Origin of the sequence: Polaromonas hydrogenivorans (assembly GCF_040105105.1) — a bacterium.
Taxonomy (GTDB): Bacteria; Pseudomonadota; Gammaproteobacteria; order Burkholderiales; family Burkholderiaceae_C; genus Polaromonas; species Polaromonas hydrogenivorans.
The window spans coordinates 83784-107602 of the sequence record NZ_CP157676.1 but is presented as its reverse complement, the minus strand read 5'-3'; the positions used below and the strand labels follow the sequence as shown (position 1 = coordinate 107602).

Here is a 23819-nt window from a genome sequence, read left to right as displayed (position 1 = left end):
TCTTGGCTCTCGCAGGAGGTTACGAAAATGTTATCTCAGCACATCATTGATCAGCTGCAGCCCTATGACTTTGACCGTCTGGCCCACAAGGAAAAGGATGGGCGCCGCCGACTGCGATTGATCGCGCTGGCGCACCTCAAGGACGGCAAGAGCTATACCGAAGTGGCCGCTGCATTGCGCTTGACCCGTCACGCCGTCATGCGCTGGGTGCAGTGGTTTAGCGCTGGCGGCGTGGCCCGTCTGGCCGGCATGCCGCACGACTGGAGTACGCAGCGCCTTGCCAAAGCACAGGAAGAAGCGTTTCGCCAGGCCGTCGAACAACTCCAGTGCGAACGCGGCGGTGGGCGGGTTCGGGGTAAAGATATTCGCCAGTTGTTGGACCGGCAGTTCGGCGTTGCCTACAGCTTGAACGGTGTGTATGACCTCATGAAGCGCTTGGGCATGGTATGGATTTCGGCCCGCGCCGTCAGTCCCAGTGCCGATCCGGTGGCACAAGCCGAATTCAAAAAAAAACTTCGTCCAGGAAGTCGCAGCAACGCTGCCCCCGAGCATTGCGCCTGAGCAAGTGGATGTTTGGTTTCAAGATGAAATGCGCATTGGCCAGCGCGGCACGCAAACGCGCCTGTGGGCGCGCAAGGGAACGCGGCCCCGGGTGGTGCGCCAGCAGCAGTCCGAATCGGCATACATCTTTGGCGCCGTCTGTGCGCAGCGCGATACGGCTGTTGGCCTGATCCTGCCGCAGGCCAATACCGAGGCGATGACCCTACACCTGCAGGCCATCAGCGAGGCCGTTCCTGCGGGGCGCCACGCGGTGCTGGTGCTCGATCGTGCAGGGTGGCATACCACCGCCAAACTGCCCCAGTTCTCCAACCTCTCATTGCTGCCGCTGCCCGCGGGTTCACCCGAACTCAACCCGGCCGACCATGGTGCACGGTACCTGAAAAGCTGGCCAGGTGGTCCGACCTGGCGGAGTTCGGTTCAGCCTCGAAGCTTATCCGCACAATCCATCAGCGTTTCGGTGAAGCACGACCGCAACGTCCTGGTTAGACCGGGCGCGCCACAAATGCCGACAGCTCTCCGGGTTTGCGCAGCATCTTGTCGACTTGCGCCGCATGCCCCTCTTCAGCAAGAATCATCTGACGAGCGAACTCCTCCAGCGCGACGGAGCGATCCTCGACGAGCGCCAACAATTCCCTGTACAAAGTCAATGCGTCGCCTTCGGCTTCCAATGATTCGCGCAAAATCGCACCGATGTCATGCTTATGCGAGTCCAACAGCGACCCGATGACCAAAGACGGATAGGCGCCCAGCGTGGTGATCCATTCTCCGGCTTGCTGCGCATGCAGCAGCGATTCGCTGGCCTGTTCGCGCAACCACGACACCATTGGAATGCGACCGAAGCCGAAAACGAGGAACGAATAGTGGGTATACCGCACCACACCGGCCAGTTCTGCTTCGAGGATCCGGTTCAATACGGCAATCACCTTGTCTTTATCAATTGCTGACATGTTCTTCACCTTTTTGACGTACACCTGAATGGATATTCAACCGCGCTCCTGGCCTGAGGTTAGGAATAGTGTGATGTGCCGCAAGCGCGTGCGCGCACCGCAGAAAAAAACCATCGTGCCAGTGATTGGGTGGCGGATGCAAGCGCGAAGTGCAACAGCTTGTTGATGCGACGGTACCAGTGTCATAAACATAGGGGTTGCAAGGAGGAATTCAGCATCCAGAAATAGAGGCGATGCGTTCATGCTGGGCGAAGTCCTTGCCGTTATCGGGGGGTCAGCGTGTGAACGCACGGCCAGTCAAGAGGGGGTTCTCGGTATTTTCCGCTGACAGTTAGAACTCATAAGTTGATCATAAGCAGTGTGGGTTTAAGCGCAGCGTCAGCCATTCACAGAGGTGGCCCTGCATCTCCTTGGTTAAACTCAGGTTAACAACTTCCACGGAATTTCCTGCCAGCCGATGAGTTTGATATCAAGTATTCGAGTCGCTGGCACCACCCGCACAGTATCCGCAGAGATTCACCCCTGCGAGTTCAAGGACGTCCAGCTCTGGCAAAGAGACATTCACACGCCGCACATCAAGCCGAAGGGTGGAATTGGCTCGGATTGGGATTGGCCCGCGTACTTCATTGGCTGCAATGTGACTGAAGCGGCAGCGGGTCGGCAGGCCCTCACGTTTCAAATCCGTGTCGAGGGGCGCAACGCAGATGCGGTCCCGGTAGCCCAGGCTATTTTAAGTTTGCCATACGCCTTCCCGGGAACTCCGACCGGCGTCAAGCTCTCAAAGCGCTGTGTGTTCATTTGGTACATTGCGGCAGCCCCGCAAGCAGCCCTGAAGTCTTTTGGAATTAACGACAAGTTTGCAACGCTGGCACCCTTGCTCGATACGGCGATTCAGGTTAGCCTGGCACACGACTTTGAAGGCAGGATTGGCCTGCATGCAGCGCTTGGCGCCGACGCTCAAGCCAGCGAGGAGTTGGCTAAAAAGTATGAACAGCAGGGCCTCATGCGTCGAAGGACGGGGTCAGGATTCTTCCGGGCGCCGTTTCGACGCGAAGACGGTCGTCTTTTTTACTTTGACGCAGACGACGCCCGGGCCTATGCCGCAGCACAGGACGACTTGCGTTGATCGCCGCTTGGTGCTATAAAAACTGACAGGTGTTTTATGACTACTCTTTTTAATCGCAGCCACCGCTCCCTGGAGCCCCAAGCCGTTAAAGGGCTGGGAGACATCCTTTCCGAGGACAGCACCACGCGCGTCGTGGAGATCGCGTTCATAGAGCGCTATGTAAAAGCTGCCTTCAAGGTGTCAAAGATGACGCTGCAACTTGCCCGGCTACAGAGTGAGCGACCGGCTGCCAAGTCCGGCGCCCATGTCAAGAGAGCAGGCGAACTCGAAGCCCAGGTGATGACGGACTTCGCCCTGATGCGCAGCCCAGCTTTCGCGAAGATCGCTCGTGAGATGGAGAAGAACCTTCCAGCTGACGCGACTTTTGGTAAGTTTCGGGCCAACGGGGGCTGACCAGAACGCGGGAACCGGAATGGTCTGGACAGAGTGGGGAAGAGCGGCAAAGGAGAGTCTGGCCGCTTTTTTCGTTTCTGGCGTCCACCCGGACACATTGTTAAGCGGTTCTGTCGCATTGGCGGTCGTACCGCCTGCTCGTTTATGCTGAGTTCTTTTTTGCGACGGGTATGAAACGCGATGCTGGCAACCAAAGGGATGCGATTTTCAATTGACGTGATTCTGGTATGCATCCGTTGGTACGCGGCTTATCCGTTGAGTTACCGCCATCTCGAGGAAATGATGGAGGAACGCGGCGTGTTTGTCGACCATTCCTCGATCAATCGCTGGGCAATCCGGTTTCTGCCCTTGCTTGAGAAAGTGTTCCGCAAGCACAAGCGCGCGGTGGGCGGCAGCTGGCGGATGGACGAAACCTATATCAAGGTCAAGGGCGCCTGGAAATATCTCTACCGCGCGGTGGACAAGGAAGGCAAGACAGTCGACTTCCTGCTGACGGCCAGGCGCGACAAGGCCGCAGCCCTGCGGTTCTTTGAAAAAGCCATGAAGGCCAACGGTGTTCCCGAGAAGGTCACGATGGACAAGAGCGGCGCCAACAAGGCGGCCATGGATGAGATCAATGCCCGAGGTGAAACACCGGTCATCGTGCGACAAGTGAAGTACCTCAACAACATCGTGGAGCAGGACCATCGCGCTGTCAAACGGGTCACCAAACCGATGCTCAACTTCAAGTCATTTCGATCGGCCAAAAATGTCCTGGCCGGCATCGAACTCATGCACATGATCCGCAAAGGTCAGTTCCTGCTGGAAGGCTGTATCGAGCTGTCTTTTGCCGACCAGTTTTATGCATTGGCAGGACAAATCCGTCCCGTTTGAGGAGCTGGCATCCGTTCCTACCCCAAACACGTTTATCAACTGGCAACGCGACAGAACCCGAACGTCGCCTGGCCCCAGCCGAGTAGCGCAGCCAGCATCTGGCCGGTCTGGTTGCAGTCGTCGTCGATGGCTTGCTTGCCCAGGATGACGAGCTGCGGCGCTTCTTTTTCGACCAGCGCCTTCAAAAGCTTGGCCACGGCCAGCGGCTGCAGTTCTTCGGCGGTTTCGACCAGGATGGCGCGGTCCGCGCCGATGGCCATGGCCGTGCGCAGCGTTTCCTGGCACTGCAGCACACCGCAACTCACGGCGATGATCTCAGTGGCCGAGCCCTTTTCCTTCAGGCGCACCGCTTCCTCAATGGCGATCTCATCAAACGGGTTCATGCTCATCTTGACATTGGCAATATCGACGCCGCTGCCGTCGCTCTTGACGCGCACCTTGACGTTGTAATCGACGACGCGCTTGACGGGGACCAGGATTTTCATGATGAGTCTTTCAACTTTTCTTGCTTAATTACGATGCCGTTTTCCGCAGTCACTGGCTCCAGCGCAACGTTTTTTTCCAAGTAGTAACGTCAGACGACGCCGTTCGCTTTCAACTGCGTAAGTTATTCTTCGGCCAGGCCAAGCAGTGACGGAAGCACTTTTCAGACCCCTTGCCCAACTGCGGCAGCGAGGAATGCAGTGTTGAACTGACCGCTCCAGGGGTTCGAAAATCTGTTTTAAATTTCTCACTCAGACGCCTGCTTGCCGAGCGCGATGAAACGCTGCAGGTGATGGTCTTCATCGCCCAGTTGGTGGTCGATCATCACGAGGCGCTTGGCGTAGTGGGCCAGCGGCAGCTCCCAGCTCATGCCGATGCCGCCGTGCAGCTGAATGCTTTCCTCGGCTACCAGGGTGCCGATGCGCCCGATGCTGACCTTGGCGGCCGACAGTGCGCGCTCGCGCGTCAGTCGGTCGGCCTCAAACGCGGCAGCGGCATTGATCACCGCTGAGCGGGCCTGCTCGATCTCGAGCAGCAGGTCCGCCATGCGGTGCTGCAGCGCCTGGAAGCTGCCGATGAGCAGGCCGAACTGCTTGCGCGTTCGCAGGTAGTCGAGCGTAGCGGCCTTGGCTACTTCCATGGCGCCCAGCGCTTCGGCGCACAGCGCCAGCACACCGCGACCAATGGCCCGTTCCAGCGTGGCGTGACCCTGGCCTTGGACACCCAGCAGTGCGTCGGCCTCCAGCAGCACGCCGTCCAGCGTCAGTTCGGCGGCGCGTCCCCCGTCAATCAGGCGATAACCACGTACCGTCAGACCCGGCGCGCTCGCGGGCACCAGAAAGAGCGAAATGCCAGCCTCCTCATCCACGGCCCCCGCGCTGCGGGCGGAAACCACGAACAGATCGGCCTGCTCGCCGTGCAGCACGACGGCCTTGGCGCCGTCCAGCACCCAGCCGTTGCCGCTGCGCTGGGCATGGGTTTGAACACGCGCGAGTTCGTAGTGCGTATCGGGCTCGTCATGAGCAAAGGCGGCGATGGTGGAGCCGTCGATGATTGCGGCCAGCACGGCTTTTTGCGCGTCGTTGCCGGCTGCAGCAATCGCTTCACCGACCATCAAGGCGCCGAGCAGCGGCTCGACCACCAGGCTGCGGCCCAGCGCCTCGAAGACCACGGCCACGTCAAAGCCCGCGCCGCCAAGGCCGCCGTCGGTTTCGCTGAACAGCGCGCCGATCACGCCCAGTTCGGCGAACTGCTGCCAGATCTCGAGGCTGAAGCCGTGCGCCGACTTGGCGATGCGGTCGCGCGCCTCGAAGGCGTACTGCTTGGAGATGAAACGGTTCAGGCTGTCGGCGAGCATGCGCCGGTCATCGGTGTGTTCGAAGTTCATGAGGGGCTTTCTCCTTACAGGCCGAGGATCATCTTGGAGATGATGTTTTTCTGGATTTCATTGGAGCCGCCGAAGATCGACAGCTTGCGGTTGTTGAAGTATTTGGCTGCCGCAGGCGCGGCCCAGGCCGGGCCGACAGGTGTCCTGTCGTAACCTTCTTCCATCGCCTCGGCGACAAAGGGTCGTGCATAGATGCCCATGGCGCGCCGCGCCAGCGACGAGATCTCCTGGCGGATCTCGGTGCCGCGGATTTTGAGCATCGAGCTCTCGGCGCCCGGCACGCCGCCGCCGGCCACCGCCGCGATCACGCGCAGGTTGGTCGTTTTCATGTTCTCCAGGTCGATCTCGACGCGGGCCAGGCGGGCGGCGAAAGAGGGGTCTTCAAACAGCGGTCGACCGTTGCGAGTCTGCTTCGCCGCAATGGTCTTGAGCTGCCCAAGCGCGGCCACCGAGAAACCGACGCCGGCGATGTTGGTGCGCTCATAGGTCAGCAGGTACTTGGCGCAGGTCCAGCCCTTGTTCTCCTCGCCCACCAGGTTCTCAGACGGCACGCGCACGTTGGAGAAGAAGATCTCGTTGACCTCGTGCTCGCCGTCAAGCGTGATGATGGGGCGTACCTCGACGCCGGGAGCCTTCATGTCAACCAGCAGGAAGCTGATGCCTTCTTGCTTCTTGGCCTCGCGGTTGGTGCGCACCAGGCAAAAGATCATGTCGGCGTGCTGCCCCAGCGTGGTCCAGGTCTTCTGGCCGTTGACGATGTAGTGATCGCCTCCGGCGTCCATGCCGCGCACGGCCGAAGTCTTGACCGAGGCCAGGTCGGAACCCGCGCCGGGCTCCGAATAGCCCTGGCACCACCAGTCCGTGCCATCGAGGATGCGCGGCAACCAGTGGCGCTTTTGCGCCTGGCTGCCATACTTGATCAAGACGGGCCCCAGCATGTTTACACCAAATGGCACAATGCGCGGCGCATGGGCCAGCGCGCATTCGTTCTCGAAGATGAACTTCTCGATTGCGCTCCAACCGGGGCCACCGTATGCTTCGGGCCAGTGGTTGGCGAGCCAGCCGCGCTCATTGAGGATGGCGTGCCATTCCTGCATGTCGGCCTTGGTCAAGTGCAGGCCGCTGGCGACCTTGCCGGACAGGCGGGCCGGCAGCCGGGTGCTCAGGAAGTCGCGTACCTCATTGCGGAAGGTTTCTTCTAGGGGGGTGAAGTTCAGATCCATGTCTTGCGTTTGGGTAAATTTAAAAAAGCGTCCACCGGCGCCCATGCCGGAGACATGAAATGCCTAACTTTTGCAGGCAGTCAATCGATTGCGAAGCGAAGGCTTCGTTGCGTTGCCAGAAATCGATGCCATCGACCCGTAGGCCATGCGGTGCGCACGATGTTCTGGCGTGCCGGAGGTACTGTTGAGTTCACTGCAGTGCGCCTTGGTCAGCGGCGTGCAGGCACTGGGAACAATGACGGCTTCGCGCATGGCGGGCGCCTTATTCGGATTGATTGAGGCTGGCGAAATTGGCGCCACGTTCGACCAGCTCGACCAGCAAAGGCGAAGGCTGCCAGAACAGCGAGTCTTCCCTGGCGAACTCACGGATGTCGGCCAGCACCTGGGACAGGCCCACGGTGTCGGCGTAGTGCATCGGCCCGCCGCGATGGCGCGGGAAACCGTAACCGTACAGGAAGGTCACATCGACATCGAGCGGGCGCAGCGCGATGCGCTGGTGCACGACGTTTGCGCCTTCGTTGACCATCGCGGCCATGTAGCGGCGCATGATTTCTTCGTCGCTGAAGGGGCGCGGCGTGATGCCCGCGCGCTGGCGCTCGGCATCGATGATGGCCGTCACTTCGGGGTCGGGCGTGCCGGTGCGCGCTCCCTCGACGTAGAGGTAGTAGCCGCGGCCGGTTTTCTGGCCGAACCAGCCGCGCTCGCAGATGCGGTCGGCGATCTGTACATAACGCGCCTTCGGGTCGCGCGTGGCGGCTTTGCGCTTGCGTGTGGCCCAGCCGATGTCGCCGCCCGCGAGGTCGGACACTTCGAATGGACCCATCGGGTAGCCGAAGTCACGTACCGCCTGGTCGATCTGGTACGGCGAAGCACCGTCCTCCATCATGTGGTCGGCCGCCTGGCGGTACACGGCGAGGATGCGGTTGCCGATGAAACCGTCACAAACGCCGGCGCGAACCGGCGTCTTCTTGAGCTTCTTGGCGAGCTCGAAACCGGTGGCGACCACGTCGGCGTTGACCTTCGCCGGCACCACGATCTCCAGCAACTTCATGATGTTGGCGGGCGAAAAAAAGTGCAGGCCCAGCACATCGCCCGGACGCGAGGTGCTGGCCGCGATCTCATCGATGTCAAGGTAAGAGGTATTGGTGGCGAGCACCGCGCCCATCTTGCACACACGGCCGAGTTCAGCGAACACCGCCTTCTTGACCGCCATGTCCTCGAACACGGCCTCGACCACCAGGTCGGTCTGGGCCAGCGCGTCGTAGGATGTGGAGCCCGTAAAGCGCGCCATCACCGCCGCCTTGGCGCCTGGCGTCAGGCGACCCTTCTTGACCAGGCCGTCGTAGACCTTCTCGACATGGGCGCGGCCGCGCGCCAGGCTGGGCTCGTCGCGCTCGATCATCGTCACCGGCAGGCCGGCGTCGAGCATGGCCACTGCGATACCGGCGCCCATGGTGCCGCCGCCGATGATGCCGCAGCTGTTGACAGGGCGTGGCTTGGCGGCCTTGGTTTCCGGAGCGTTGAGCACCTCGCGCTCAGCAAAAAAGGCGTGGATCAGGCCGGCGCGCTGCGGGCTGTCGATGCACTGCAGGAACAGCTTGCGTTCCAGCGCCAAGCCTTCGTCAAAAGGCAGCGTGAGCGCAGCCTCAACGGCTTCAATGATTTTCATGGGGGAAAACAGACTGCGGCTTTTCCTGGCGGTGTCGGCGCGGGCCGCTTCGATTGCGGCGCGCTGGGTTTCTTGGTCTGTCAGCGCATTCGCATCGCGCGTGCGGCGCACCGGTGCCCTGGCGGCAACGAGTTCCTGCGCGTAGTTCAAGCCCTCGGCCATCGCATCCGTGCCCTCGCCCAAGCGATCGATCAGGCCGAGCGTCAGCGCTTCCTTGGGCGCAACGTGGCGCCCGCTGAGGATCAAATCGAGCGCGGCCTTGGCACCAATCAGGCGAGGCGCGCGCTGGGTGCCGCCGGAGCCCGGGATCAGGCCAAGCTGCACTTCAGGCAGGCCCAGCCTGGCGGAGGTGACAGCCAGTCGGTAGTGCGCTGACAGCGCGATTTCCAGCCCACCGCCGAGCGCGGCGCCCTGGATCGCGGCGACCACCGGCTTGCTGCAAGCCTCGATGCGATGGCAGACCTCGGGCAGCGAGGGCGACTGCGGCGGCTTGCCGAATTCGCGGATGTCGGCGCCAGCGATGAAGTTGCGCCCGGCACCGACGATCAGCACGGCCGCCACGGCGCCGTCGGCTTCGGCCGCGTCGATGGCGGCAACCAAGCCGCGGCGCACGTCCACGCTCAAGGCATTGACGGGCGGATTGTCTATGCTCACCAGCAGAACGCTGTGACGGCGCTCAGTGGTGACGACTTCGGGAACGGCATTCAGGGCCATAGCAGGGATCTCCGGGTCTTGAACCATGAAGGGGTTGGTAAGAGGCATGGATTGTGATTCGGACAGTCATTCTTGACAATTACAGAAATCGTTGACAGACTGTCAAATTAAATTTGACATATTGAAACCATGGAACCTTCTTCCTTGACTTTGCTGGTGGAGATACTTGACGCAGGCAACCTGAGCCAGGCAGCCAAGAAACTGAAGATGACCCGCGCCAATGTCAGCTACCACCTGAACCAGCTGGAGCGCTCGGTAGGGGTTCAACTGGTGCGGCGAACAACGCGCAGGGTAGAGCCGACCGAGGTCGGCTTGCGCTTGTACCAGCATGGCTTGAGCATCCGCAACGAGCTTCTCGCCGCCCAGGAAACGGTTTCGACCCTGGGGCAGAGCCTGCAGGGGCGTGTGCGCCTGAGCGTGCCCAGCGGTTACGGCCAAATGGTGATGACTGACTGGCTGATCGAGTTCAAGCGTCTATACCCGGGCATCGTGCTGGACGTGCTGTTTGAAAACCGCGTCGATGACCTGATGCGTGACGAGGTCGACATTGCCATCCGCGTGATGGCCGAGCCGCCGCAGACCCTAGTGGCGCGCGAACTGGGGGAAGTGCGCTACCTGGCCTGTGCATCGCGTGGCTACGCGGCCGCGCAGGGCTTGCCCACACAACTCGATCAGCTTCGCACCGCGCCGTTGATCACCTCGGGCGTGATCGGCCGGCAATTGCGCGTCTCGGCCTACCTGGGCAACGTGCGCCATGAAATCACGCTCGAGCCCACGCTGATCTCGGAGCATTTCCCCTTCCTGCGCCAGGCCATTCTGGCCGGATTAGGCATCGGGCTGGTGCCTGACTACGTGGTATTGGACGACGTGCGGGCCGGCGAGATCCTGACGGTACTGGACGAGTACCGGCTCAGCATTTTCGGTACCCAGATGTTCATGCTGTACATGCCCGATCGCCACAAGACCTTGGCGGCTCGAACGTTCATTGACTTCGTTTTGGACAAAGCGAACTTTAGGCGGTAGCGCAAACGATCCGGCCCGTAGCGCGCAAGCATCTGATTGAAATCAGACTTTTCGGCGCTGGCCAGATCGAGCAGGCAGGCTCGCACCGAGGCGGAAATGCCTAGGGTATGGAAAAAAAACAGTCCTGGCGAATCGGCCAATCGCTAGAGCGGATTTCAGATTAGTGAAAGGCATAGCCGCAATGGGTGAACCAGCCTTTCGCGTCGGCAGCGGTCACTGTCTCGATGACATGCGCAAGCGCCTCATCCAGCGCCTCCCGGGTACGGGCCTTAATGGCACGCAGACACGTCTTGAGTTTGGACCAGCACGGCTCGATGGGTGAGTAGTCGGGCGAATAGGGTGGCAAATACATCAAGGCAGCGCCCCTGGCTTGGATGGCGCTGCGGATGCCATCGACTTTGTGCGCCCCCAGGTTGTCCATCACCACCATGTCGCCCGGCTTGAGGGTGGGCGCCAAGACCTGGCTGACATAAGCGTGGAACACGGCCGCATCGGTGGCGCCTTCGATGGTCATCACCGCTTCGAGACCCTGGCACGACAGCGAGCCCAGCACGGTCACGTTGCGGCCCCAGTTTTTCGGCACCGCATCATGCACCCGCTGGCCGCGCCGGGCGCGCCCGAAGCGCCGCGTCATCGCGATGTTGACACCCGATTCGTCGACAAACTTCAGTCGCGTTGGCGCATGCCTGGCAATGTCTTGCCAGTATTGATGGCGTGCCTGACGTACCTGCGCGGTGTCGCGTTCTGAGGCGTGTACGGTCTTTTTTTTCTGCGCAGGCCCAGGCGCTGCAGCGCCCGGCACAGGGTAGGCGTGCTCACTGCTGGGCGGCCATTGGACTGTAGCCGACCGGCCAGTTCGGCCAGCGTCAGGTCGGGCTGCTCTTGCAACCAGCGCTCCAGGCACTGACAGGACTCGTCATCGACCTTGGCGTGAGGCCCAGGGCGCCTGCGCAGCGGCGCCAACTCGCCGCTGCGGCGCACCCGGCGCAGCAGACCCTCGACAAACGACAGGCTCACGCCAAAGAACTCGGCCACCGCGCGTTGCGATTGAGCTGGGCGTTGGCAGGCCTGAACGACTTTACGGCGCAAATCCAAAGAATAAGGGGCAGCCATGATTTCACCATTTGCTTGATGACATCTTGCTTGGACACCTGCTTCTTCAAAAATATCCGTTGCCTTCAGTTATCTTGAAATCCGCTCTAGCGGTAGTTTGTTGAACCATTTCATCCCCCTGCCTGTCCAAGTGGCAGGAGGATTCACATCATGTCTGCTCGTCTTGCATGTCCTCCTGCACCGGGATCTCTTGAGGCGTTTGCGGCGCAGTTCGACCCTTTGCTCCAGACGCCGGCCCAGCGCCATGGCTTTCGCACGTATCTGTCCGGCTTGCTGCTGCCGCGCGAGCGGTCCAAAACCCTCACGGCGCTGGTGGGCGCCGAGCCTCTCGTCCAGGCCCAGGCGGCCCAGGTGCAGCGGCTGCAGTTTTTCCTCTCCGAGGCCGCCTGGGACGGCGAAGCGGTCAATGCCAGGCGCCTGGCGCTGCTCAGAAACGAGCCGGCCACGGCCCCGTCGGCTGGCGGCGTGCTGGTGATCGACGACACGGGCGACCGCAAGGAGGGCCGCGCCACCGATCACGTGGCGCGCCAGTACCTCGGCTCGGTCGGAAAAATCGACAACGGCATCGTGGCGGTGACCACGCTGTGGGCCGACGAGGCGCATGACTACCCGCTGCATGTAGCGCCGTACACGCCGGCCGTGCGACTGGCCGGTGGCAAGCACGATGCGGCGTTTCGCACCAAGCCGCAAATCGCACTGAACCTGGTCGAGCAGGCGCAGGCCGCCGGCGTTGCGTTTTGCGCCATCGTGGCGGACTGTTTTACGGCTGGCGAATCCGGCCCACCGTTTTGGCCCAGCCAAAACCCTGCTCGATGAGCTTTCTCTTTTGCTGCGAGACGGCATAGCCTTCACTTTTGGCAATCGCATCGGGCACCGCCGAGCGCCGGCCCGAGGTGTTTTGCGCCACATGCGGCACAACGTTCATCGCCAGGCATGCCTCGATAAACTCTTGCGCGTCATAGCCCTTGTCCGCACCCAGCGTGATGACGGTTTGCTCATCCACCGTCGCTTGCCGGGCATCGTGAACCATGGCCTTGGCCGCTTCGCGCTCAGCGTAGCCGTCTGCCCGCGTAACCACGGCACTGGCAATCAAGCCATGGCGGTTGTCGCTCAGCGTGTGGCCCATGAAGCGCAACTCGCTGGCCGTCTTGCCCTTGCGGTACAACCTGGCATCCACGTCAGTGCTCGATTCATGCGTCTCGTTCGAGCGTATCTGCCCCTTGAAGCTGCCGCCTCCCTGGTCGCCGTCGCTGCCGTCCTTGCGCACAAAGCTCTTGTGGCTCGCCCAGGCCTGAATCAGCGTGCCGTCCACGCTGAAGTGCTCGCCCGAGAGCCAGCCGTGCTCGTCGGCGCTTTGCACCACATGGTTGAACAATTCAATCACTGCGTCATGCGCCAGCAAGCGCTCGCGGTTTTTCGTGAATACCGTGGGCACCCACACCGCATCCTCCATGGCCAGGCCGATGAACCAGCGGTAGAGCAGGTTGTACTGGACTTGCTCCATGAGCTGGCGCTCCGAGCGAATGCTGTAAAACACCTGCAACAGCATGGCGCGCAGCAGCTTTTCGGGCGCGATGCTGGGCCGCCCGCCTTTACTGTGCGCCTCGTACATCCCGGAAAACAGCGCATCCATCTTCCCCAGCGCCTCGTTGACCATCTGACGTATCGGGCGCAGCGGATGGTCGGCCGGCACAAAGTCTTCCAGGCGATGCAGCGTGAACGGGCTTTCGGTGAAGGTGTCGGCTCCGCGCATGGATGGACTGGGTTGGTATCGGGTCAGAAAAAGGACTGCTTCAGATTATCGGGTGGGTTGAAAACCGGCGAACTTCGATTTGAGGTATTTCAGCGGCCTGCTAGGTCGTCGGCCTGTTGACGCCGACCGAAAACTGACCCACTTATAGAGGTTGTGCCGATCCAAAACTGACCCAGGTGTTTTACTTGCCCTGCCTTATTTTTAGGCAGGAGCGAAAAAGGTGATCACCATGGAAATGTTAGGCAAGATAAGGCGAATGTATTTGCGCGACAAGCTGTCGCTGCATGAAATAGCCAAGCGCACGGGGTTGTCGCGCAACACGCTGCGCCGCTGGCTCAGGGCACCAGAAGAGGTGCAGGTGCCCGTCTACAGCAGGCCCCAGGCGTTGGGCAAGCTGGCAGCGTTCACTGAGGAGTTGGAGCAGGCCCTGCAAGCCGATGGCCACCGGAGCAAACGAGACCGGCGCACGGCCAAGGCGCTGTTTGCGCAAATCCAGGCGGCCGGGTATGCGGGCGGCTACAGCGCGGTGACGGACTTCACGCGCGCCTGGCGCGGCAGTGCAGGCAAGGCACCGCATGCCTTCGTGCCGCTGAGTTTCGCACTGGGCGAGGCCTTCCAGTTTGACTGGAGCGAAGAGGGCTTGGTGGTGGGCGGGATTTACTACCGGCTGCAGGTCTCGCACCTCAAGCTGTGCGCCAGCCGCGCTTTCTGGCTGGTGGCCTACCCCAGCCAGGGCCATGAAATGCTGTTCGATGCCCACACGCGCTCCTTCGCGGCGCTGGGCGGCATTGCCCGGCGCGGCATTTATGACAACATGAAAACGGCCGTCGACAAGGTCAAGAAAGGCAAGGGCCGGGTGGTCAATGCCCGCTTTGCCGTGATGTGCGCGCACTACTTGTTCGATGCCGATTTCTGCAACGTCGCCTCGGGCTGGGAAAAAGGCGTGGTGGAAAAGAACGTGCAGGACAGCCGCAGGCGCATCTGGCTCGATGCGCAGAAGTGCCAGTTTGGCTCGTTCGAAGCGCTCAACGCCTGGCTGGGCGAGCGCGGCCGGGCGCTGTGGAGCGAGATACGCCACCCCGAGTACAAGCAGTTCAGCGTGCTTGAGATGCTGGCGCAAGAACTCCCCGAGATGATGCCCATGCCGGCCGCGTTCGACGGCTACGGTGGCTGTCAAGGAAGTTGTCGCCTGAAGTGAAGTGAGTCAGGCTGTTTTTTGCTTGGATTCAGGCTCCTTGGTTTGTTGCTTGGTTTCTGGGTTGAGGTGCACGACATCGACATGCGCCCACTGGCGAGGCTGCCCTGACCAGCGCTGAGGATTTTCCTGGCGGGCCTGTTCATAGACGAGCGCGCGCTGCTCAAGCAGTGCCCGGTCCAGGCCGGCATGGCGCTGCGCCGGTGTCGGTGGCTGTCAAGGAAGTTGTCGCCTGAAGTGAAGTGAGTCAGGCTGTTTTTTGCTTGGATTCAGGCTCCTTGGTTTGTTGCTTGGTTTCTGGGTTGAGGTGCACGACATCGACATGCGCCCACTGGCGAGGCTGCCCTGACCAGCGCTGAGGATTTTCCTGGCGGGCCTGTTCATAGACGAGCGCGCGCTGCTCAAGCAGTGCCCGGTCCAGGCCGGCATGGCGCTGCGCCGGTGTCACGAAGCCAATGGCGCTGTGGCGATGCTCGTGGTTGTACCAATGGGCCAGCTCGGTGACCCAGCGCCTTGCGGCCAGCAGGTTCTCGAACGGCTTGACAGGCAGTTCGGGGCGGTACTTCAGCGTTCTGAACGCTGATTCGACGTACGGATTGTCATTGCTCACGGACGGACGGCTGCGCGTGTGCGCCACGCCCAGGCGCTGCATGGCCGCCAGCATGGTCTCGCCCTTCATGGGCGAGCCGTTGTCCGAATGCACCGTCAGCTGGCCCGGGCGAATGCCCTGGCTCTCACAGATGTCACGCAGCAACTGGCTGGCCAGCTCGGCGCTCTCGCAGTCAAACACCTGCCAGCCCACGATCTTGCGGCTGAACAAATCCTCGAACAGGTACAGGTAAAAGTGCTGGCCGCGCACCTGAGTGGGCAGATACGTGATATCCCAGCAGAACACCTGATCGGCTCCGGTGGCGGCAAGGGCGCGCGGCCGGCTTCGCTTTTGCGCTGCGCGCTCCGAGCGTCGATGGCCCAGTTGGCCCTGCTGTCGAAGTATTCGGTACATCGTGGACTCCGAGGCCACATAGACGCCGCGGTCGGCCAGGCGAGGCACGACTTGGCTCGGCGGCAAGTCCTTGAACGCTTCGCTGTTGAGCGTGGCCATCACCGCCTGGCGCTCGTCCTCGCGCAGCTTGTTGGGCGGGCACACATAGCGCCGCTTGCCCGAAGGACGCTGGTCGCCCTCGGCCGCCTGCGTGCGCTGCCAGCGCTGCACGCTACGGCAGGACAGCCCGATTTGATGGCAAGCCGGCTTCAAGCGCGCCCCGTCGGCGCAGGCCTTGCCGATCAGGCCGAGCAACTTTTGGCGCTGCTGGACGGACGTCATTTGTCCGCGCCCTCCAGCAGCGCCTGGAAGTTTTTTTGCAACACCAGCAAGGCGGCTACCTCGGCCAGCGCTTTTTCCTTGCGCCGCAATTCACGCTGGAGCTGCTCGTGCTGACGCTGGAGTTCTCGAAAGGCACCCGTTGCCTCGCGCGAGGCGGGCGCGACCGGGGTGCAAAACTCTTCGCGCCACTGCACCAACTGGTGCTCGAACACACCACGCTCGCGGCACCACGCCGCCAGTGCCGGGCCATTGAATGCGTAGCTTTCCTGCAGAGCCCTCAGGCGCTGCGATGGCGACCAAGATGCAGCCGGGCCGTCCAGCGCAGGGCTTGTCTCCCCGAGTGCCTGTTCGCCGGCCTTGGCCGAGTCCAGCACCCATCGCTTGAGGGTGCCGGCAGACATGTTCAGCTCGCTGGCAAGGCTCAGAATTGAACGCGCGCCGCGATGGCGGGCTTTGAGCAGTGCCTGCTCCTTGAATTCGGTGGAGTGATGGGAATGAGGTTTTCTGTGCATGAAATGTCGCTTGCGCTGCGGATAACCCGCGGAAAATCGGAGGCGACAACTAGTCTGACACAGGGGGGTGTCACGAAGCCAATGGCGCTGTGGCGATGCTCGTGGTTGTACCAATGGGCCAGCTCGGTGACCCAGCGCCTTGCGGCCAGCAGGTTCTCGAACGGCTTGACAGGCAGTTCGGGGCGGTACTTCAGCGTTCTGAACGCTGATTCGACGTACGGATTGTCATTGCTCACGGACGGACGGCTGCGCGTGTGCGCCACGCCCAGGCGCTGCATGGCCGCCAGCATGGTCTCGCCCTTCATGGGCGAGCCGTTGTCCGAATGCACCGTCAGCTGGCCCGGGCGAATGCCCTGGCTCTCACAGATGTCACGCAGCAACTGGCTGGCCAGCTCGGCGCTCTCGCAGTCAAACACCTGCCAGCCCACGATCTTGCGGCTGAACAAATCCTCGAACAGGTACAGGTAAAAGTGCTGGCCGCGCACCTGAGTGGGCAGATACGTGATATCCCAGCAGAACACCTGATCGGCTCCGGTGGCGGCAAGGGCGCGCGGCCGGCTTCGCTTTTGCGCTGCGCGCTCCGAGCGTCGATGGCCCAGTTGGCCCTGCTGTCGAAGTATTCGGTACATCGTGGACTCCGAGGCCACATAGACGCCGCGGTCGGCCAGGCGAGGCACGACTTGGCTCGGCGGCAAGTCCTTGAACGCTTCGCTGTTGAGCGTGGCCATCACCGCCTGGCGCTCGTCCTCGCGCAGCTTGTTGGGCGGGCACACATAGCGCCGCTTGCCCGAAGGACGCTGGTCGCCCTCGGCCGCCTGCGTGCGCTGCCAGCGCTGCACGCTACGGCAGGACAGCCCGATTTGATGGCAAGCCGGCTTCAAGCGCGCCCCGTCGGCGCAGGCCTTGCCGATCAGGCCGAGCAACTTTTGGCGCTGCTGGACGGACGTCATTTGTCCGCGCCCTCCAGCAGCGCCTGGAAGTTTTTTTGCAACACCAGCAAGGCGGCTACCTCGGCCAGCGCTTTTTCCTTGCGCCGCAATTCACGCTGGAGCTGCTCGTGCTGACGCTGGAGTTCTCGAAAGGCACCCGTTGCCTCGCGCGAGGCGGGCGCGACCGGGGTGCAAAACTCTTCGCGCCACTGCACCAACTGGTGCTCGAACACACCACGCTCGCGGCACCACGCCGCCAGTGCCGGGCCATTGAATGCGTAGCTTTCCTGCAGAGCCCTCAGGCGCTGCGATGGCGACCAAGATGCAGCCGGGCCGTCCAGCGCAGGGCTTGTCTCCCCGAGTGCCTGTTCGCCGGCCTTGGCCGAGTCCAGCACCCATCGCTTGAGGGTGCCGGCAGACATGTTCAGCTCGCTGGCAAGGCTCAGAATTGAACGCGCGCCGCGATGGCGGGCTTTGAGCAGTGCCTGCTCCTTGAATTCGGTGGAGTGATGGGAATGAGGTTTTCTGTGCATGAAATGTCGCTTGCGCTGCGGATAACCCGCGGAAAATCGGAGGCGACAACTAGTCTGACACAGGGGGGCTACGTGGAAAGGGAAGCGCGCGTATCGAGCACCTGCCTGGTCAGCGTGCAGCGCAACCGGTATCGGTGCCTGCCGGCACCGTCTACTACGTGCTGAACCTCTCTTCTGCCGGGTCATGGCGATGAATACGCCCGGGCGCAGCGTCCCGGACGTGCTCATGCTCGTCAAAAGCGCGCACGGCTTTTGACAGCAATCGGGCCATGCCCAACCTGGTTCCAGGCGATGCCGCGCACCCGATGCGCCGCCAGGCTTTATGGTCGATGAGTTCGCACGCAATGAGTACGAGCGCAAGTGGACCAGCTATTTGGGGTTGCACGGGGCCGAAAATCCCGGCGGGGACAAGCGGCCTCGGTGACAGCCAAGGTGCTGGGCATTCCGAAGCAGACGCTGGACAACTGGTGACCGTCAGCCCGGCAGTGTCGGCAGGGACTCCTTTCTTGGTCGGGCAGGCCAATGTTTGGATTCCGGCGCTGGTTCTGTGAGCAGTGGTCGATTGCGCAGATGGCCAGGAATCAAGGCTGCGTGCTTCGTGCGCTTGGCCTCCAGCTGCATATTGATCCACGGCCGGGGCATTCCTGAAACGCTCCAAGTCTCGGCTTGTGAAGCAGACCACCAGAGTTTATGCGTCGTACGAGTCGTGCGTCGCAGCGCTTCCTTTGCGCCAGTAGCCGGAGGCGCGAATCCATTTCGGGTTGGCGAGGCATTCCGTAAGCAGATAAGTGCGCAGAGCTTTCGCTTGCGCTGACTCGCAACCGATCCACGTATGGAAAAGGTTCTGTCGCATTGGCGGTCGTACCGCCTGCTCGTTTATGCTGAGTTCTTTTTTGCGACGGGTATGAAACGCGATGCTGGCAACCAAAGGGATGCGATTTCCAATTGACGTGATTCTGGTATGCATCCGTTGGTACGCGGCTTATCCGTTGAGTTACCGCCATCTCGAGGAAATGATGGAGGAACGCGGCGTGTTTGTCGACCATTCCTCGATCAATCGCTGGGCAATCCGGTTTCTGCCCTTGCTTGAGAAAGTGTTCCGCAAGCACAAGCGCGCGGTGGGCGGCAGCTGGCGGATGGACGAAACCTATATCAAGGTCAAGGGCGCCTGGAAATATCTCTACCGCGCGGTGGACAAGGAAGGCAAGACAGTCGACTTCCTGCTGACGGCCAGGCGCGACAAGGCCGCAGCCCTGCGGTTCTTTGAAAAAGCCATGAAGGCCAACGGTGTTCCCGAGAAGGTCACGATGGACAAGAGCGGCGCCAACAAGGCGGCCATGGATGAGATCAATGCCCGAGGTGAAACACCGGTCATCGTGCGACAAGTGAAGTACCTCAACAACATCGTGGAGCAGGACCATCGCGCTGTCAAACGGGTCACCAAACCGATGCTCAACTTCAAGTCATTTCGATCGGCCAAAAATGTCCTGGCCGGCATCGAACTCATGCACATGATCCGCAAAGGTCAGTTCCTGCTGGAAGGCTGTATCGAGCTGTCTTTTGCCGACCAGTTTTATGCATTGGCAGGACAAATCCGTCCCGTTTGAGGAGCTGGCATCCGTTCCTACCCCAAACACGTTTATCAACTGGCAACGCGACAGAACCGAATGCAATCCCTGCTCCAGGGCGAAGCCAGCCAGTTGCAACTCGTCAGGAGAAAGGCCGTTTGAGCGCAAACCATGTGGAGGCCCGTTGAACGGCACGAACCCCTGAGCCCGGTCAGTAGGTCGTGCCAAAAATGAGGTGAACTTGCCGCGAAAGCCCTGAGTGCTGAGTGCTGAGTGCTACCATTCGCGCACTTGATAAGTATTTGATTTCTACCCATGACGTCCACCTTTTCCCCCCTTTGCACAGGCGCCACGAGCAGCCTGTCTGCGGGGAGGTGCGCCGCGGTATGCGAATTGTGGCCCTACGAGCCAGTCGCACATTCCTCAGCCCGGCGATAACTTTTCCTCTTTTCTGCGCAAACCATCGATCGCCGGGCACCCGCTTAGCGCGATCGCGGCCGTCTGCTTTGAGCAGATCTGGTCGCACCCGATGGAGATCCGTCATGTATCCAAATAACGCCGGTGAGCGCATGCTCACCGAACTCGATTTCACCCGATTGTCCAAACTCAATGGCGGGCAACTCCCCGAGGCCTTGGCTATGGACTTGCGCTCGGCTGAGCTCGTGCAATCGCGCGACATTGCCCCGGACGTCGTCACGATGTATTCCCAGGTCGAGATAATCTTCAGCGATTCTGGACTTCGGCAAAAAGTCACGGTGTCCTATCCCTGTGACGCCGAGCCGGAGCTGGGCTTTATCTCGGTGCTTTCACCCATCGGCGCGGCTTTGGTGGGCAGGCGCTTGGGGGAGGTCTGCAGTTGGCGTGTGCCCAATGGCCAAGAGCGCTCTGCCCAAGTAGCGACGATTTTGTTTCAGCCCGAGGCCTCGGGCGACTACACCACCTGAGCCGCGCTCTGGCCTGCAAGCTGGCCGCCTGAAAAGACCCAGCGCGCCACGCCCTAACCCACACCTCATTGGAGCCAGGGCGAGCAGTTTTGGCTTTACCGGAAAACGCCCTGCTCGACCCACAAGTAAGTGTTGGTTTTCCTGCATTGGCTGCCAGCATGAACGGACTTCATCAACAGCGCACCAGCGAATGCACGAGGTGCATTGGCAGCGCACATCGAAATTGGATTGAATGCAATGGAATTCACAAAGACATTTCTCAGGGCCAAGAGTCCCTGCGCCGACGGCTTTCGGTGGTTTGTCCGCAACGTCGAAGACGGCAGCGGTTACCAGGAAGCTTTGGATACGCTCGTGAGTGCCGGGCGCGTGGATGACGCGTGCTGGCTGTTGACGCAGTTTGGTCCAACCAACGCCGTTTTGATCGTCGATTCACTGGACGCCGAGGCTGTTGTCTACGCTGGCGCCCTGGAGGTTCGCGGTGGGATCGATGTTGACACAGTCGTCCAGGCCGGTCGATCGATTCGGGCGGGTGGCGGCCTGCGCGCCGGTCGCGCCATCGTGGCAGGAGAGGACATCCGGGTGGCGGGCAGCATTTACAGCAACGGCTCGCTCCAGGCCGGCGGTGACGTTCGGGCCGATTGGGGCATTGAAGTTCAGAACGCCATTTTTTGCGCTGGCAATGTGCGCGCCGCCTGGGATTTGATCTGCCACGGCAAACTGTCACTGACAGGCAGCGCATTCGTCGGACAGAACCTGATCGTCCAGGGATTGGTCGAGTGCGGCAAGAGCCTGCGCGCTGGCGGCGCGATTGTTGGCGTTGAAAGCATTCGGGCCGGGCAAGGTATCCTGGCCGGTGGGACCATCAGCGGCGGAATGCATTTGGAAGCTGGCTGGGGCATCAAGTCCGGCGAATCCATCCACGCAAATGGCTCCATCAAGGCCGGCGAGAGTCTTTCGGCGGGCGACGAAATCCGCGCAGGCGTTGGCTATGGGGTTTATGCCGGCTTGAGCGTCCAGGTCGAATCCTGGGAGTCCAGCGCGCAGGTGCAGGCCGCGAGAAAGCCAGAAGGCTTGATGAGTGGCTGCTGGGCAGGGCCACGCAGTGTGTGAAAACTGCCTGGTGAGGGCGATGGCGCTGCCGCCTGTAGGTGCCCGTTCGGTGGTCACTCAACTGTGATGCGCAGCACCGTGTGATCCATGCACGTCCTACACGGTCGATCAGACCATCGTTGACGAGGCCGAAAAAGCAGGCGCCGACATGATTGTCATGGTGACGCACGGGCGCAGCCGAGTGGGAAAATTCGTATTTGGCTCGCATACCAAGAACGTCATCATCGAAAGCAGGCTTCCCGTGCTGGTGCTGCGCTAAGGGCAGTTGATCCGGGCGCTCTGTTCGAAAAGTTTGAGCTCCAGAGCGCGTCAGTGGTTAGTTAGTCACAACCTTCATGAAGCAAACCGGTATGGATGGCGCTGTCCAGACAAGAAAACGGCCCGATTCGGGCCGCCTGTTTGTTTACTCTGCTGCTGCGCTGCCAGAGGCGGCCCGGTTCTGATCGATCAGGAAATCTTCCCGGGTTTTGCCGTCGACGAGCAAGTCGTTGAGCCACTTCGGCGCGGTTCCGCGGCCGGTCCATTCCTGCCCCTCGGGTCCGCGGTATTTCGCGGGCGACGGCACGGCCGGCTTCTTGCCTTTTGTCGGACTCGCTACTTTGGCCAGTGGCTGCCTTGGCTTTTGTACCCTGGCCGCCGGACGGCTGAGCTCCTCGGTGGTGATGCCGTAGGCGGCCATTTGCTCACGCAACTGGGTCAACACGGCAGGCCGGTTCTTTTTCTGCAGTTCAGCGGCCTGCTTTTCCATGTCGAAAATTTGCTGGCGGAGTTTGACAAGTTCGTTCATTTTGGGTTCTTCTAGAGTTGTAGCAGCACGTATCGTACTGCCCCTAGGGAGCGCGCGTCTTCGTTGTTCGGTTTCCTCAAGGCTTTGACGCATTGGTGAACGGGCGCGAAAGCGTCAATGACGCCGGCAATCAAAAGCGCGACCCGCGCGCACTGGATAGCCACACCAGCAGCATTGCGTAAAATGCAGGCAGCCTTGAGAAAGCCGCGCCCGGACTTGGTTTAGACGGATTTTTGTCTCCTCATCAACAACGTTATCCACAAGAAACGCGAACAACTTTGTCTTTACGCTTTGGACGTCAACGCCGTGTCCATTGCGGACTGCGCAGATCAACCGGATTATCAAATTTCAAATGCGCGAACTGCTTTGCAGCTGAAGAACCGCATCATTCTTTGACTCCGAGGATTCCGCTCGAAGCGCGCGTCACTGCTACAGCTCGACTGTCCGCTCGGCGACCGCACACATTGTCGATTCGAACGAATTTATCGGGCCGTCAAGAGCCGGTCATGAACGACCGTTGACTGCAAATCAATTCGGTTGGCAGTTAAGCCGACACTGACGATCGGCGCAAAGCGCGTAAGCGTCTAGGCACGGCACCTTGACCGTTACGCCGATTCAGGATTGCGGTTGCCAGCGGTGTGGCAGCAGTTCCTCAATGCGGCTGTTCATATGCGTTGGCAGTCTTGTCAGCACGTCCCGCAGATAGGCCCACGGGTCATGGCCATGCATCTTGGCCGACTGCACCAGGCTCATGATGATGGCGGCCCGCTGGCCGGCAAGTTCGCTGCCTGCGAACAACCATGCCCGGCGCCCCATTGCCCATGGCCGAATCAGATTCTCAAGATGGTTGTTATCAATCTGGACGTTGCCATCGGCCAGGTAATACCAATCCCGTGTCATGAGATAACCGAAGCTGAAGGCAGCACTGCCCAGCTGCGGGAGCACAAAGAGCGGATGGCACCAGGGATTTGCGTGAAGGCATTCCAAGCGTCGCAGCAGGCATCCACAATCTGCTCATACCCGTCATAGCAGCGGTTGGCCAGGTGCCGGTCGCGCAGTTGCTGCCACACCTGCTCCAGGTGATGGTGCGCGGGCTGGAGCGGGTGGACCAGATGTTTGTGCTGACGATGGCTGCGTACAACCTCACGCGTATGCGCACCTTGGGACAAATCCGTCTGCAGAGGCAATAAGTGGATAAAAAAGGCGGCAAGGACGATTCAGCTCGCCAGCCGCAACGCAAAAAGGCAGTGTGATTTCAAAATATGAAAAATAATCGCAAAAATACACCACTTCAAGCCAGTTGCTGCGCCGGCGCAGTCAGTATTTCAGCGGCCTGCTAGTGTTGTTTCTCAATGGTATTCCGGTGGTCACGATCGAATTGAAGACGGAAACCACCCAGTTCATTGAAGCCGCCATGCGCCAATACCGCAAGGATCGTAAGCCGGTCAGCTCGGTGACCAAGACCACGTCGACATCGCGCGCCTGGGCCAGCGCCATGACCTTCTTGCGCTGGGCGCGATCATCCTTTGCGCCCGAGGCCGTTTCCTGAGGCGGCCCCAAATCAGCATTGACGTCAACATCTTGACTTTGCAGATTCCCGCACCCCGCCATTTCACCAGGTGAAAACAAGGAAAGTAAGTCTGGTTCCTTAG

The 23819-nt window shown here is 60.9% G+C and carries 22 protein-coding genes and 9 pseudogenes; 14 read left to right on the top strand and 17 right to left on the bottom strand.

Annotated features, from left to right (window positions below):
• The first annotated feature begins 27 nt into the window (after nucleotides 1-27).
• Together ABLV49_RS21325 and ABLV49_RS26110 are read left to right on the top strand one after the other, a co-directional pair.
• Nucleotides 28-561, top strand: a complete 534-nt coding sequence (locus ABLV49_RS21325) for a helix-turn-helix domain-containing protein (protein WP_349276815.1) — start codon at nucleotides 28-30, stop codon at nucleotides 559-561.
• Nucleotides 476-937 (top strand): annotated as a pseudogene (locus ABLV49_RS26110) (IS630 family transposase); the annotation flags it as partial. The gene ABLV49_RS21325 and the pseudogene ABLV49_RS26110, both read left to right, overlap by 86 nt.
• A 106-nt stretch (nucleotides 938-1043) precedes the next feature.
• On the opposite strand, the gene ABLV49_RS21320 reads toward ABLV49_RS26110, so the two are convergent.
• Nucleotides 1044-1508 (bottom strand): ferritin-like domain-containing protein, encoded by a 465-nt coding sequence (locus tag ABLV49_RS21320; RefSeq protein WP_349282314.1) that lies wholly within the window; start codon nucleotides 1506-1508, stop codon nucleotides 1044-1046.
• 192 nt (nucleotides 1509-1700) lie between these two features.
• Nucleotides 1701-1798: pseudogene (locus ABLV49_RS26105) on the bottom strand (IS30 family transposase); the annotation flags it as partial.
• A gap of 167 nt (nucleotides 1799-1965) precedes the next feature.
• Here ABLV49_RS26105 and ABLV49_RS21315 point away from each other — a divergent pair.
• From ABLV49_RS21315 to ABLV49_RS21305, 3 genes are all read left to right on the top strand, one after another.
• Nucleotides 1966-2634 carry a hypothetical protein gene (locus ABLV49_RS21315; RefSeq protein ID WP_349282312.1) on the top strand — a complete coding sequence of 223 codons (669 nt, stop codon included), beginning with the start codon at nucleotides 1966-1968 and terminating at the stop codon, nucleotides 2632-2634.
• Between the two features lie 36 nt (nucleotides 2635-2670).
• On the top strand, nucleotides 2671-3027 hold the full coding sequence (locus ABLV49_RS21310; protein WP_349282310.1) for a hypothetical protein: 357 nt from the start codon (nucleotides 2671-2673) through the stop codon (nucleotides 3025-3027).
• 180 nt (nucleotides 3028-3207) lie between these two features.
• On the top strand, nucleotides 3208-3900 hold the full coding sequence (locus ABLV49_RS21305; RefSeq protein ID WP_349282308.1) for an IS6 family transposase: 693 nt from the start codon (nucleotides 3208-3210) through the stop codon (nucleotides 3898-3900).
• Between the two features lie 59 nt (nucleotides 3901-3959).
• Here the strand turns inward: ABLV49_RS21305 and ABLV49_RS21300 are convergent.
• The 5 genes and pseudogenes from ABLV49_RS21300 to ABLV49_RS21280 all read right to left on the bottom strand — a co-directional run.
• A pseudogene (locus ABLV49_RS21300) lies at nucleotides 3960-4385 on the bottom strand (electron transfer flavoprotein subunit beta/FixA family protein); the annotation flags it as partial.
• 245 nt (nucleotides 4386-4630) lie between these two features.
• Nucleotides 4631-5770, bottom strand: coding sequence for an acyl-CoA dehydrogenase family protein (locus ABLV49_RS21295; protein WP_349282306.1), 1140 nt, complete (start codon nucleotides 5768-5770; stop codon nucleotides 4631-4633).
• A gap of 14 nt (nucleotides 5771-5784) precedes the next feature.
• Complete coding sequence (locus ABLV49_RS21290) at nucleotides 5785-6993, bottom strand: acyl-CoA dehydrogenase family protein (protein ID WP_349282304.1); 1209 nt, start codon at nucleotides 6991-6993, stop codon at nucleotides 5785-5787.
• A gap of 63 nt (nucleotides 6994-7056) precedes the next feature.
• Nucleotides 7057-7245: a hypothetical protein gene (locus ABLV49_RS21285; RefSeq protein WP_349282303.1), complete on the bottom strand. Its 189-nt coding sequence runs from the start codon at nucleotides 7243-7245 to the stop codon at nucleotides 7057-7059.
• 10 nt (nucleotides 7246-7255) lie between these two features.
• On the bottom strand, nucleotides 7256-9376 hold the full coding sequence (locus ABLV49_RS21280; protein ID WP_349282440.1) for a 3-hydroxyacyl-CoA dehydrogenase NAD-binding domain-containing protein: 2121 nt from the start codon (nucleotides 9374-9376) through the stop codon (nucleotides 7256-7258).
• Nucleotides 9377-9505: 129 nt separating this feature from the next.
• Here ABLV49_RS21280 and ABLV49_RS21275 point away from each other — a divergent pair, with 129 nt between their 5' ends.
• Nucleotides 9506-10399, top strand: coding sequence for a LysR family transcriptional regulator (locus ABLV49_RS21275; protein WP_349282301.1), 894 nt, complete (start codon nucleotides 9506-9508; stop codon nucleotides 10397-10399).
• A 160-nt stretch (nucleotides 10400-10559) separates the two neighbouring features.
• On the opposite strand, the gene ABLV49_RS21270 is transcribed toward ABLV49_RS21275, so the two are convergent.
• Together ABLV49_RS21270 and ABLV49_RS21265 are read right to left on the bottom strand one after the other, a co-directional pair.
• Complete coding sequence (locus tag ABLV49_RS21270) at nucleotides 10560-11201, bottom strand: IS630 family transposase (RefSeq protein ID WP_349282299.1); 642 nt, start codon at nucleotides 11199-11201, stop codon at nucleotides 10560-10562.
• Nucleotides 11141-11512, bottom strand: a pseudogene (locus ABLV49_RS21265) (helix-turn-helix domain-containing protein); the annotation flags it as partial. The gene ABLV49_RS21270 and the pseudogene ABLV49_RS21265, both read right to left, overlap by 61 nt.
• 150 nt (nucleotides 11513-11662) lie before the next feature.
• Between ABLV49_RS21265 and ABLV49_RS21260 the strand changes: the two are divergent.
• A pseudogene (locus tag ABLV49_RS21260) lies at nucleotides 11663-12292 on the top strand (IS701 family transposase); the annotation flags it as partial.
• On the opposite strand, the pseudogene ABLV49_RS21255 reads toward ABLV49_RS21260, so the two are convergent.
• Nucleotides 12279-13265 (bottom strand): annotated as a pseudogene (locus tag ABLV49_RS21255) (IS5 family transposase); the annotation flags it as partial. The pseudogenes ABLV49_RS21260 and ABLV49_RS21255 sit on opposite strands and share 14 nt — an antisense overlap.
• Nucleotides 13266-13494: 229 nt before the next feature.
• On the opposite strand from ABLV49_RS21255, the pseudogene istA reads away from it, so the two are divergent.
• A pseudogene (istA, locus tag ABLV49_RS21250) lies at nucleotides 13495-14430 on the top strand (IS21 family transposase); the annotation flags it as partial.
• A gap of 277 nt (nucleotides 14431-14707) precedes the next feature.
• Here the strand turns inward: istA and ABLV49_RS21245 are convergent.
• The 5 genes from ABLV49_RS21245 to ABLV49_RS21225 form a co-directional block, all read right to left on the bottom strand.
• Entirely contained in the window at nucleotides 14708-15784 is a 1077-nt protein-coding gene (locus tag ABLV49_RS21245) for an IS3 family transposase (RefSeq protein ID WP_349276567.1), read from the bottom strand.
• On the bottom strand, nucleotides 15781-16185 hold the full coding sequence (locus ABLV49_RS21240) for a transposase (protein WP_349282295.1): 405 nt from the start codon (nucleotides 16183-16185) through the stop codon (nucleotides 15781-15783). Before ABLV49_RS21240 ends, ABLV49_RS21245 begins: the two co-directional genes overlap by 4 nt.
• A gap of 20 nt (nucleotides 16186-16205) precedes the next feature.
• Nucleotides 16206-17246 carry an IS3 family transposase gene (locus ABLV49_RS21235; RefSeq protein ID WP_349282293.1) on the bottom strand — a complete coding sequence of 347 codons (1041 nt, stop codon included), beginning with the start codon at nucleotides 17244-17246 and terminating at the stop codon, nucleotides 16206-16208.
• Nucleotides 17243-17758, bottom strand: coding sequence for a transposase (locus ABLV49_RS21230; RefSeq protein WP_349279284.1), 516 nt, complete (start codon nucleotides 17756-17758; stop codon nucleotides 17243-17245). Before ABLV49_RS21230 ends, ABLV49_RS21235 begins: the two co-directional genes overlap by 4 nt.
• 688 nt (nucleotides 17759-18446) lie before the next feature.
• Nucleotides 18447-18725: an SIP domain-containing protein gene (locus ABLV49_RS21225; RefSeq protein ID WP_349282292.1), complete on the bottom strand. Its 279-nt coding sequence runs from the start codon at nucleotides 18723-18725 to the stop codon at nucleotides 18447-18449.
• Between ABLV49_RS21225 and ABLV49_RS21220 the strand changes: the two genes are divergently transcribed.
• The 4 genes from ABLV49_RS21220 to ABLV49_RS21205 all read left to right on the top strand — a co-directional run bounded on the left by ABLV49_RS21220 (nucleotide 18673) and on the right by ABLV49_RS21205 (nucleotide 21639).
• Nucleotides 18673-19365: an IS6 family transposase gene (locus tag ABLV49_RS21220; protein ID WP_349282290.1), complete on the top strand. Its 693-nt coding sequence runs from the start codon at nucleotides 18673-18675 to the stop codon at nucleotides 19363-19365. The two genes, ABLV49_RS21225 and ABLV49_RS21220, sit on opposite strands and share 53 nt — an antisense overlap.
• Before the next feature lie 503 nt (nucleotides 19366-19868).
• A complete protein-coding gene (locus ABLV49_RS21215; RefSeq protein ID WP_349282218.1) occupies nucleotides 19869-20270 on the top strand; it encodes a GreA/GreB family elongation factor in 402 nt (133 codons plus the stop codon).
• 237 nt (nucleotides 20271-20507) lie between these two features.
• Nucleotides 20508-21380, top strand: a complete 873-nt coding sequence (locus tag ABLV49_RS21210) for a hypothetical protein (protein ID WP_349282429.1) — start codon at nucleotides 20508-20510, stop codon at nucleotides 21378-21380.
• A 115-nt stretch (nucleotides 21381-21495) separates the two neighbouring features.
• Nucleotides 21496-21639, top strand: a complete 144-nt coding sequence (locus tag ABLV49_RS21205; RefSeq protein WP_349282438.1) for a universal stress protein — start codon at nucleotides 21496-21498, stop codon at nucleotides 21637-21639.
• A gap of 144 nt (nucleotides 21640-21783) precedes the next feature.
• On the opposite strand, the gene ABLV49_RS21200 is transcribed toward ABLV49_RS21205, so the two are convergent.
• Nucleotides 21784-22167, bottom strand: coding sequence for an H-NS histone family protein (locus ABLV49_RS21200; RefSeq protein ID WP_349282288.1), 384 nt, complete (start codon nucleotides 22165-22167; stop codon nucleotides 21784-21786).
• A gap of 615 nt (nucleotides 22168-22782) precedes the next feature.
• Nucleotides 22783-23049, bottom strand: a pseudogene (locus tag ABLV49_RS21195) (transposase domain-containing protein); the annotation flags it as partial.
• A 191-nt stretch (nucleotides 23050-23240) separates the two neighbouring features.
• Between ABLV49_RS21195 and ABLV49_RS21190 the strand changes: the two are divergent.
• Both ABLV49_RS21190 and ABLV49_RS26100 read left to right on the top strand, forming a co-directional pair.
• Nucleotides 23241-23357: pseudogene (locus ABLV49_RS21190) on the top strand (IS5/IS1182 family transposase); the annotation flags it as partial.
• 110 nt (nucleotides 23358-23467) lie between these two features.
• Nucleotides 23468-23716, top strand: a complete 249-nt coding sequence (locus tag ABLV49_RS26100; protein ID WP_415838278.1) for a type I restriction endonuclease — start codon at nucleotides 23468-23470, stop codon at nucleotides 23714-23716.
• Nucleotides 23717-23819: the final 103 nt, after the last annotated feature.

Excerpts from the sequence above, each read along its gene's own strand:
- ABLV49_RS21320 (WP_349282314.1), bottom strand. The coding sequence starts at position 1,508 with ATGTCAGCAATTGATAAAGACAAGGTGATTGCCGTATTGAACCGGATC.
- ABLV49_RS21275 (WP_349282301.1), top strand. The coding sequence starts at position 9,506 with ATGGAACCTTCTTCCTTGACTTTGCTGGTGGAGATACTTGACGCAGGC.
- ABLV49_RS21225 (WP_349282292.1), bottom strand. The coding sequence starts at position 18,725 with ATGCATACCAGAATCACGTCAATTGGAAATCGCATCCCTTTGGTTGCC.
- ABLV49_RS21220 (WP_349282290.1), top strand. The coding sequence starts at position 18,673 with ATGCTGGCAACCAAAGGGATGCGATTTCCAATTGACGTGATTCTGGTA.
- ABLV49_RS21315 (WP_349282312.1), top strand. The coding sequence starts at position 1,966 with ATGAGTTTGATATCAAGTATTCGAGTCGCTGGCACCACCCGCACAGTA.
- ABLV49_RS21280 (WP_349282440.1), bottom strand. The coding sequence starts at position 9,376 with ATGGCCCTGAATGCCGTTCCCGAAGTCGTCACCACTGAGCGCCGTCAC.
- ABLV49_RS21305 (WP_349282308.1), top strand. The coding sequence starts at position 3,208 with ATGCTGGCAACCAAAGGGATGCGATTTTCAATTGACGTGATTCTGGTA.
- ABLV49_RS21235 (WP_349282293.1), bottom strand. The coding sequence starts at position 17,246 with ATGACGTCCGTCCAGCAGCGCCAAAAGTTGCTCGGCCTGATCGGCAAG.
- ABLV49_RS21295 (WP_349282306.1), bottom strand. The coding sequence starts at position 5,770 with ATGAACTTCGAACACACCGATGACCGGCGCATGCTCGCCGACAGCCTG.
- ABLV49_RS21325 (WP_349276815.1), top strand. The coding sequence starts at position 28 with ATGTTATCTCAGCACATCATTGATCAGCTGCAGCCCTATGACTTTGAC.
- ABLV49_RS21240 (WP_349282295.1), bottom strand. The coding sequence starts at position 16,185 with ATGTCTGCCGGCACCCTCAAGCGATGGGTGCTGGACTCGGCCAAGGCC.
- ABLV49_RS21245 (WP_349276567.1), bottom strand. The coding sequence starts at position 15,784 with ATGACGTCCGTCCAGCAGCGCCAAAAGTTGCTCGGCCTGATCGGCAAG.
- ABLV49_RS21310 (WP_349282310.1), top strand. The coding sequence starts at position 2,671 with ATGACTACTCTTTTTAATCGCAGCCACCGCTCCCTGGAGCCCCAAGCC.
- ABLV49_RS21200 (WP_349282288.1), bottom strand. The coding sequence starts at position 22,167 with ATGAACGAACTTGTCAAACTCCGCCAGCAAATTTTCGACATGGAAAAG.
- ABLV49_RS21290 (WP_349282304.1), bottom strand. The coding sequence starts at position 6,993 with ATGGATCTGAACTTCACCCCCCTAGAAGAAACCTTCCGCAATGAGGTA.
- ABLV49_RS21230 (WP_349279284.1), bottom strand. The coding sequence starts at position 17,758 with ATGCACAGAAAACCTCATTCCCATCACTCCACCGAATTCAAGGAGCAG.
- ABLV49_RS21285 (WP_349282303.1), bottom strand. The coding sequence starts at position 7,245 with ATGCGCGAAGCCGTCATTGTTCCCAGTGCCTGCACGCCGCTGACCAAG.
- ABLV49_RS21210 (WP_349282429.1), top strand. The coding sequence starts at position 20,508 with ATGGAATTCACAAAGACATTTCTCAGGGCCAAGAGTCCCTGCGCCGAC.
- ABLV49_RS21215 (WP_349282218.1), top strand. The coding sequence starts at position 19,869 with ATGTATCCAAATAACGCCGGTGAGCGCATGCTCACCGAACTCGATTTC.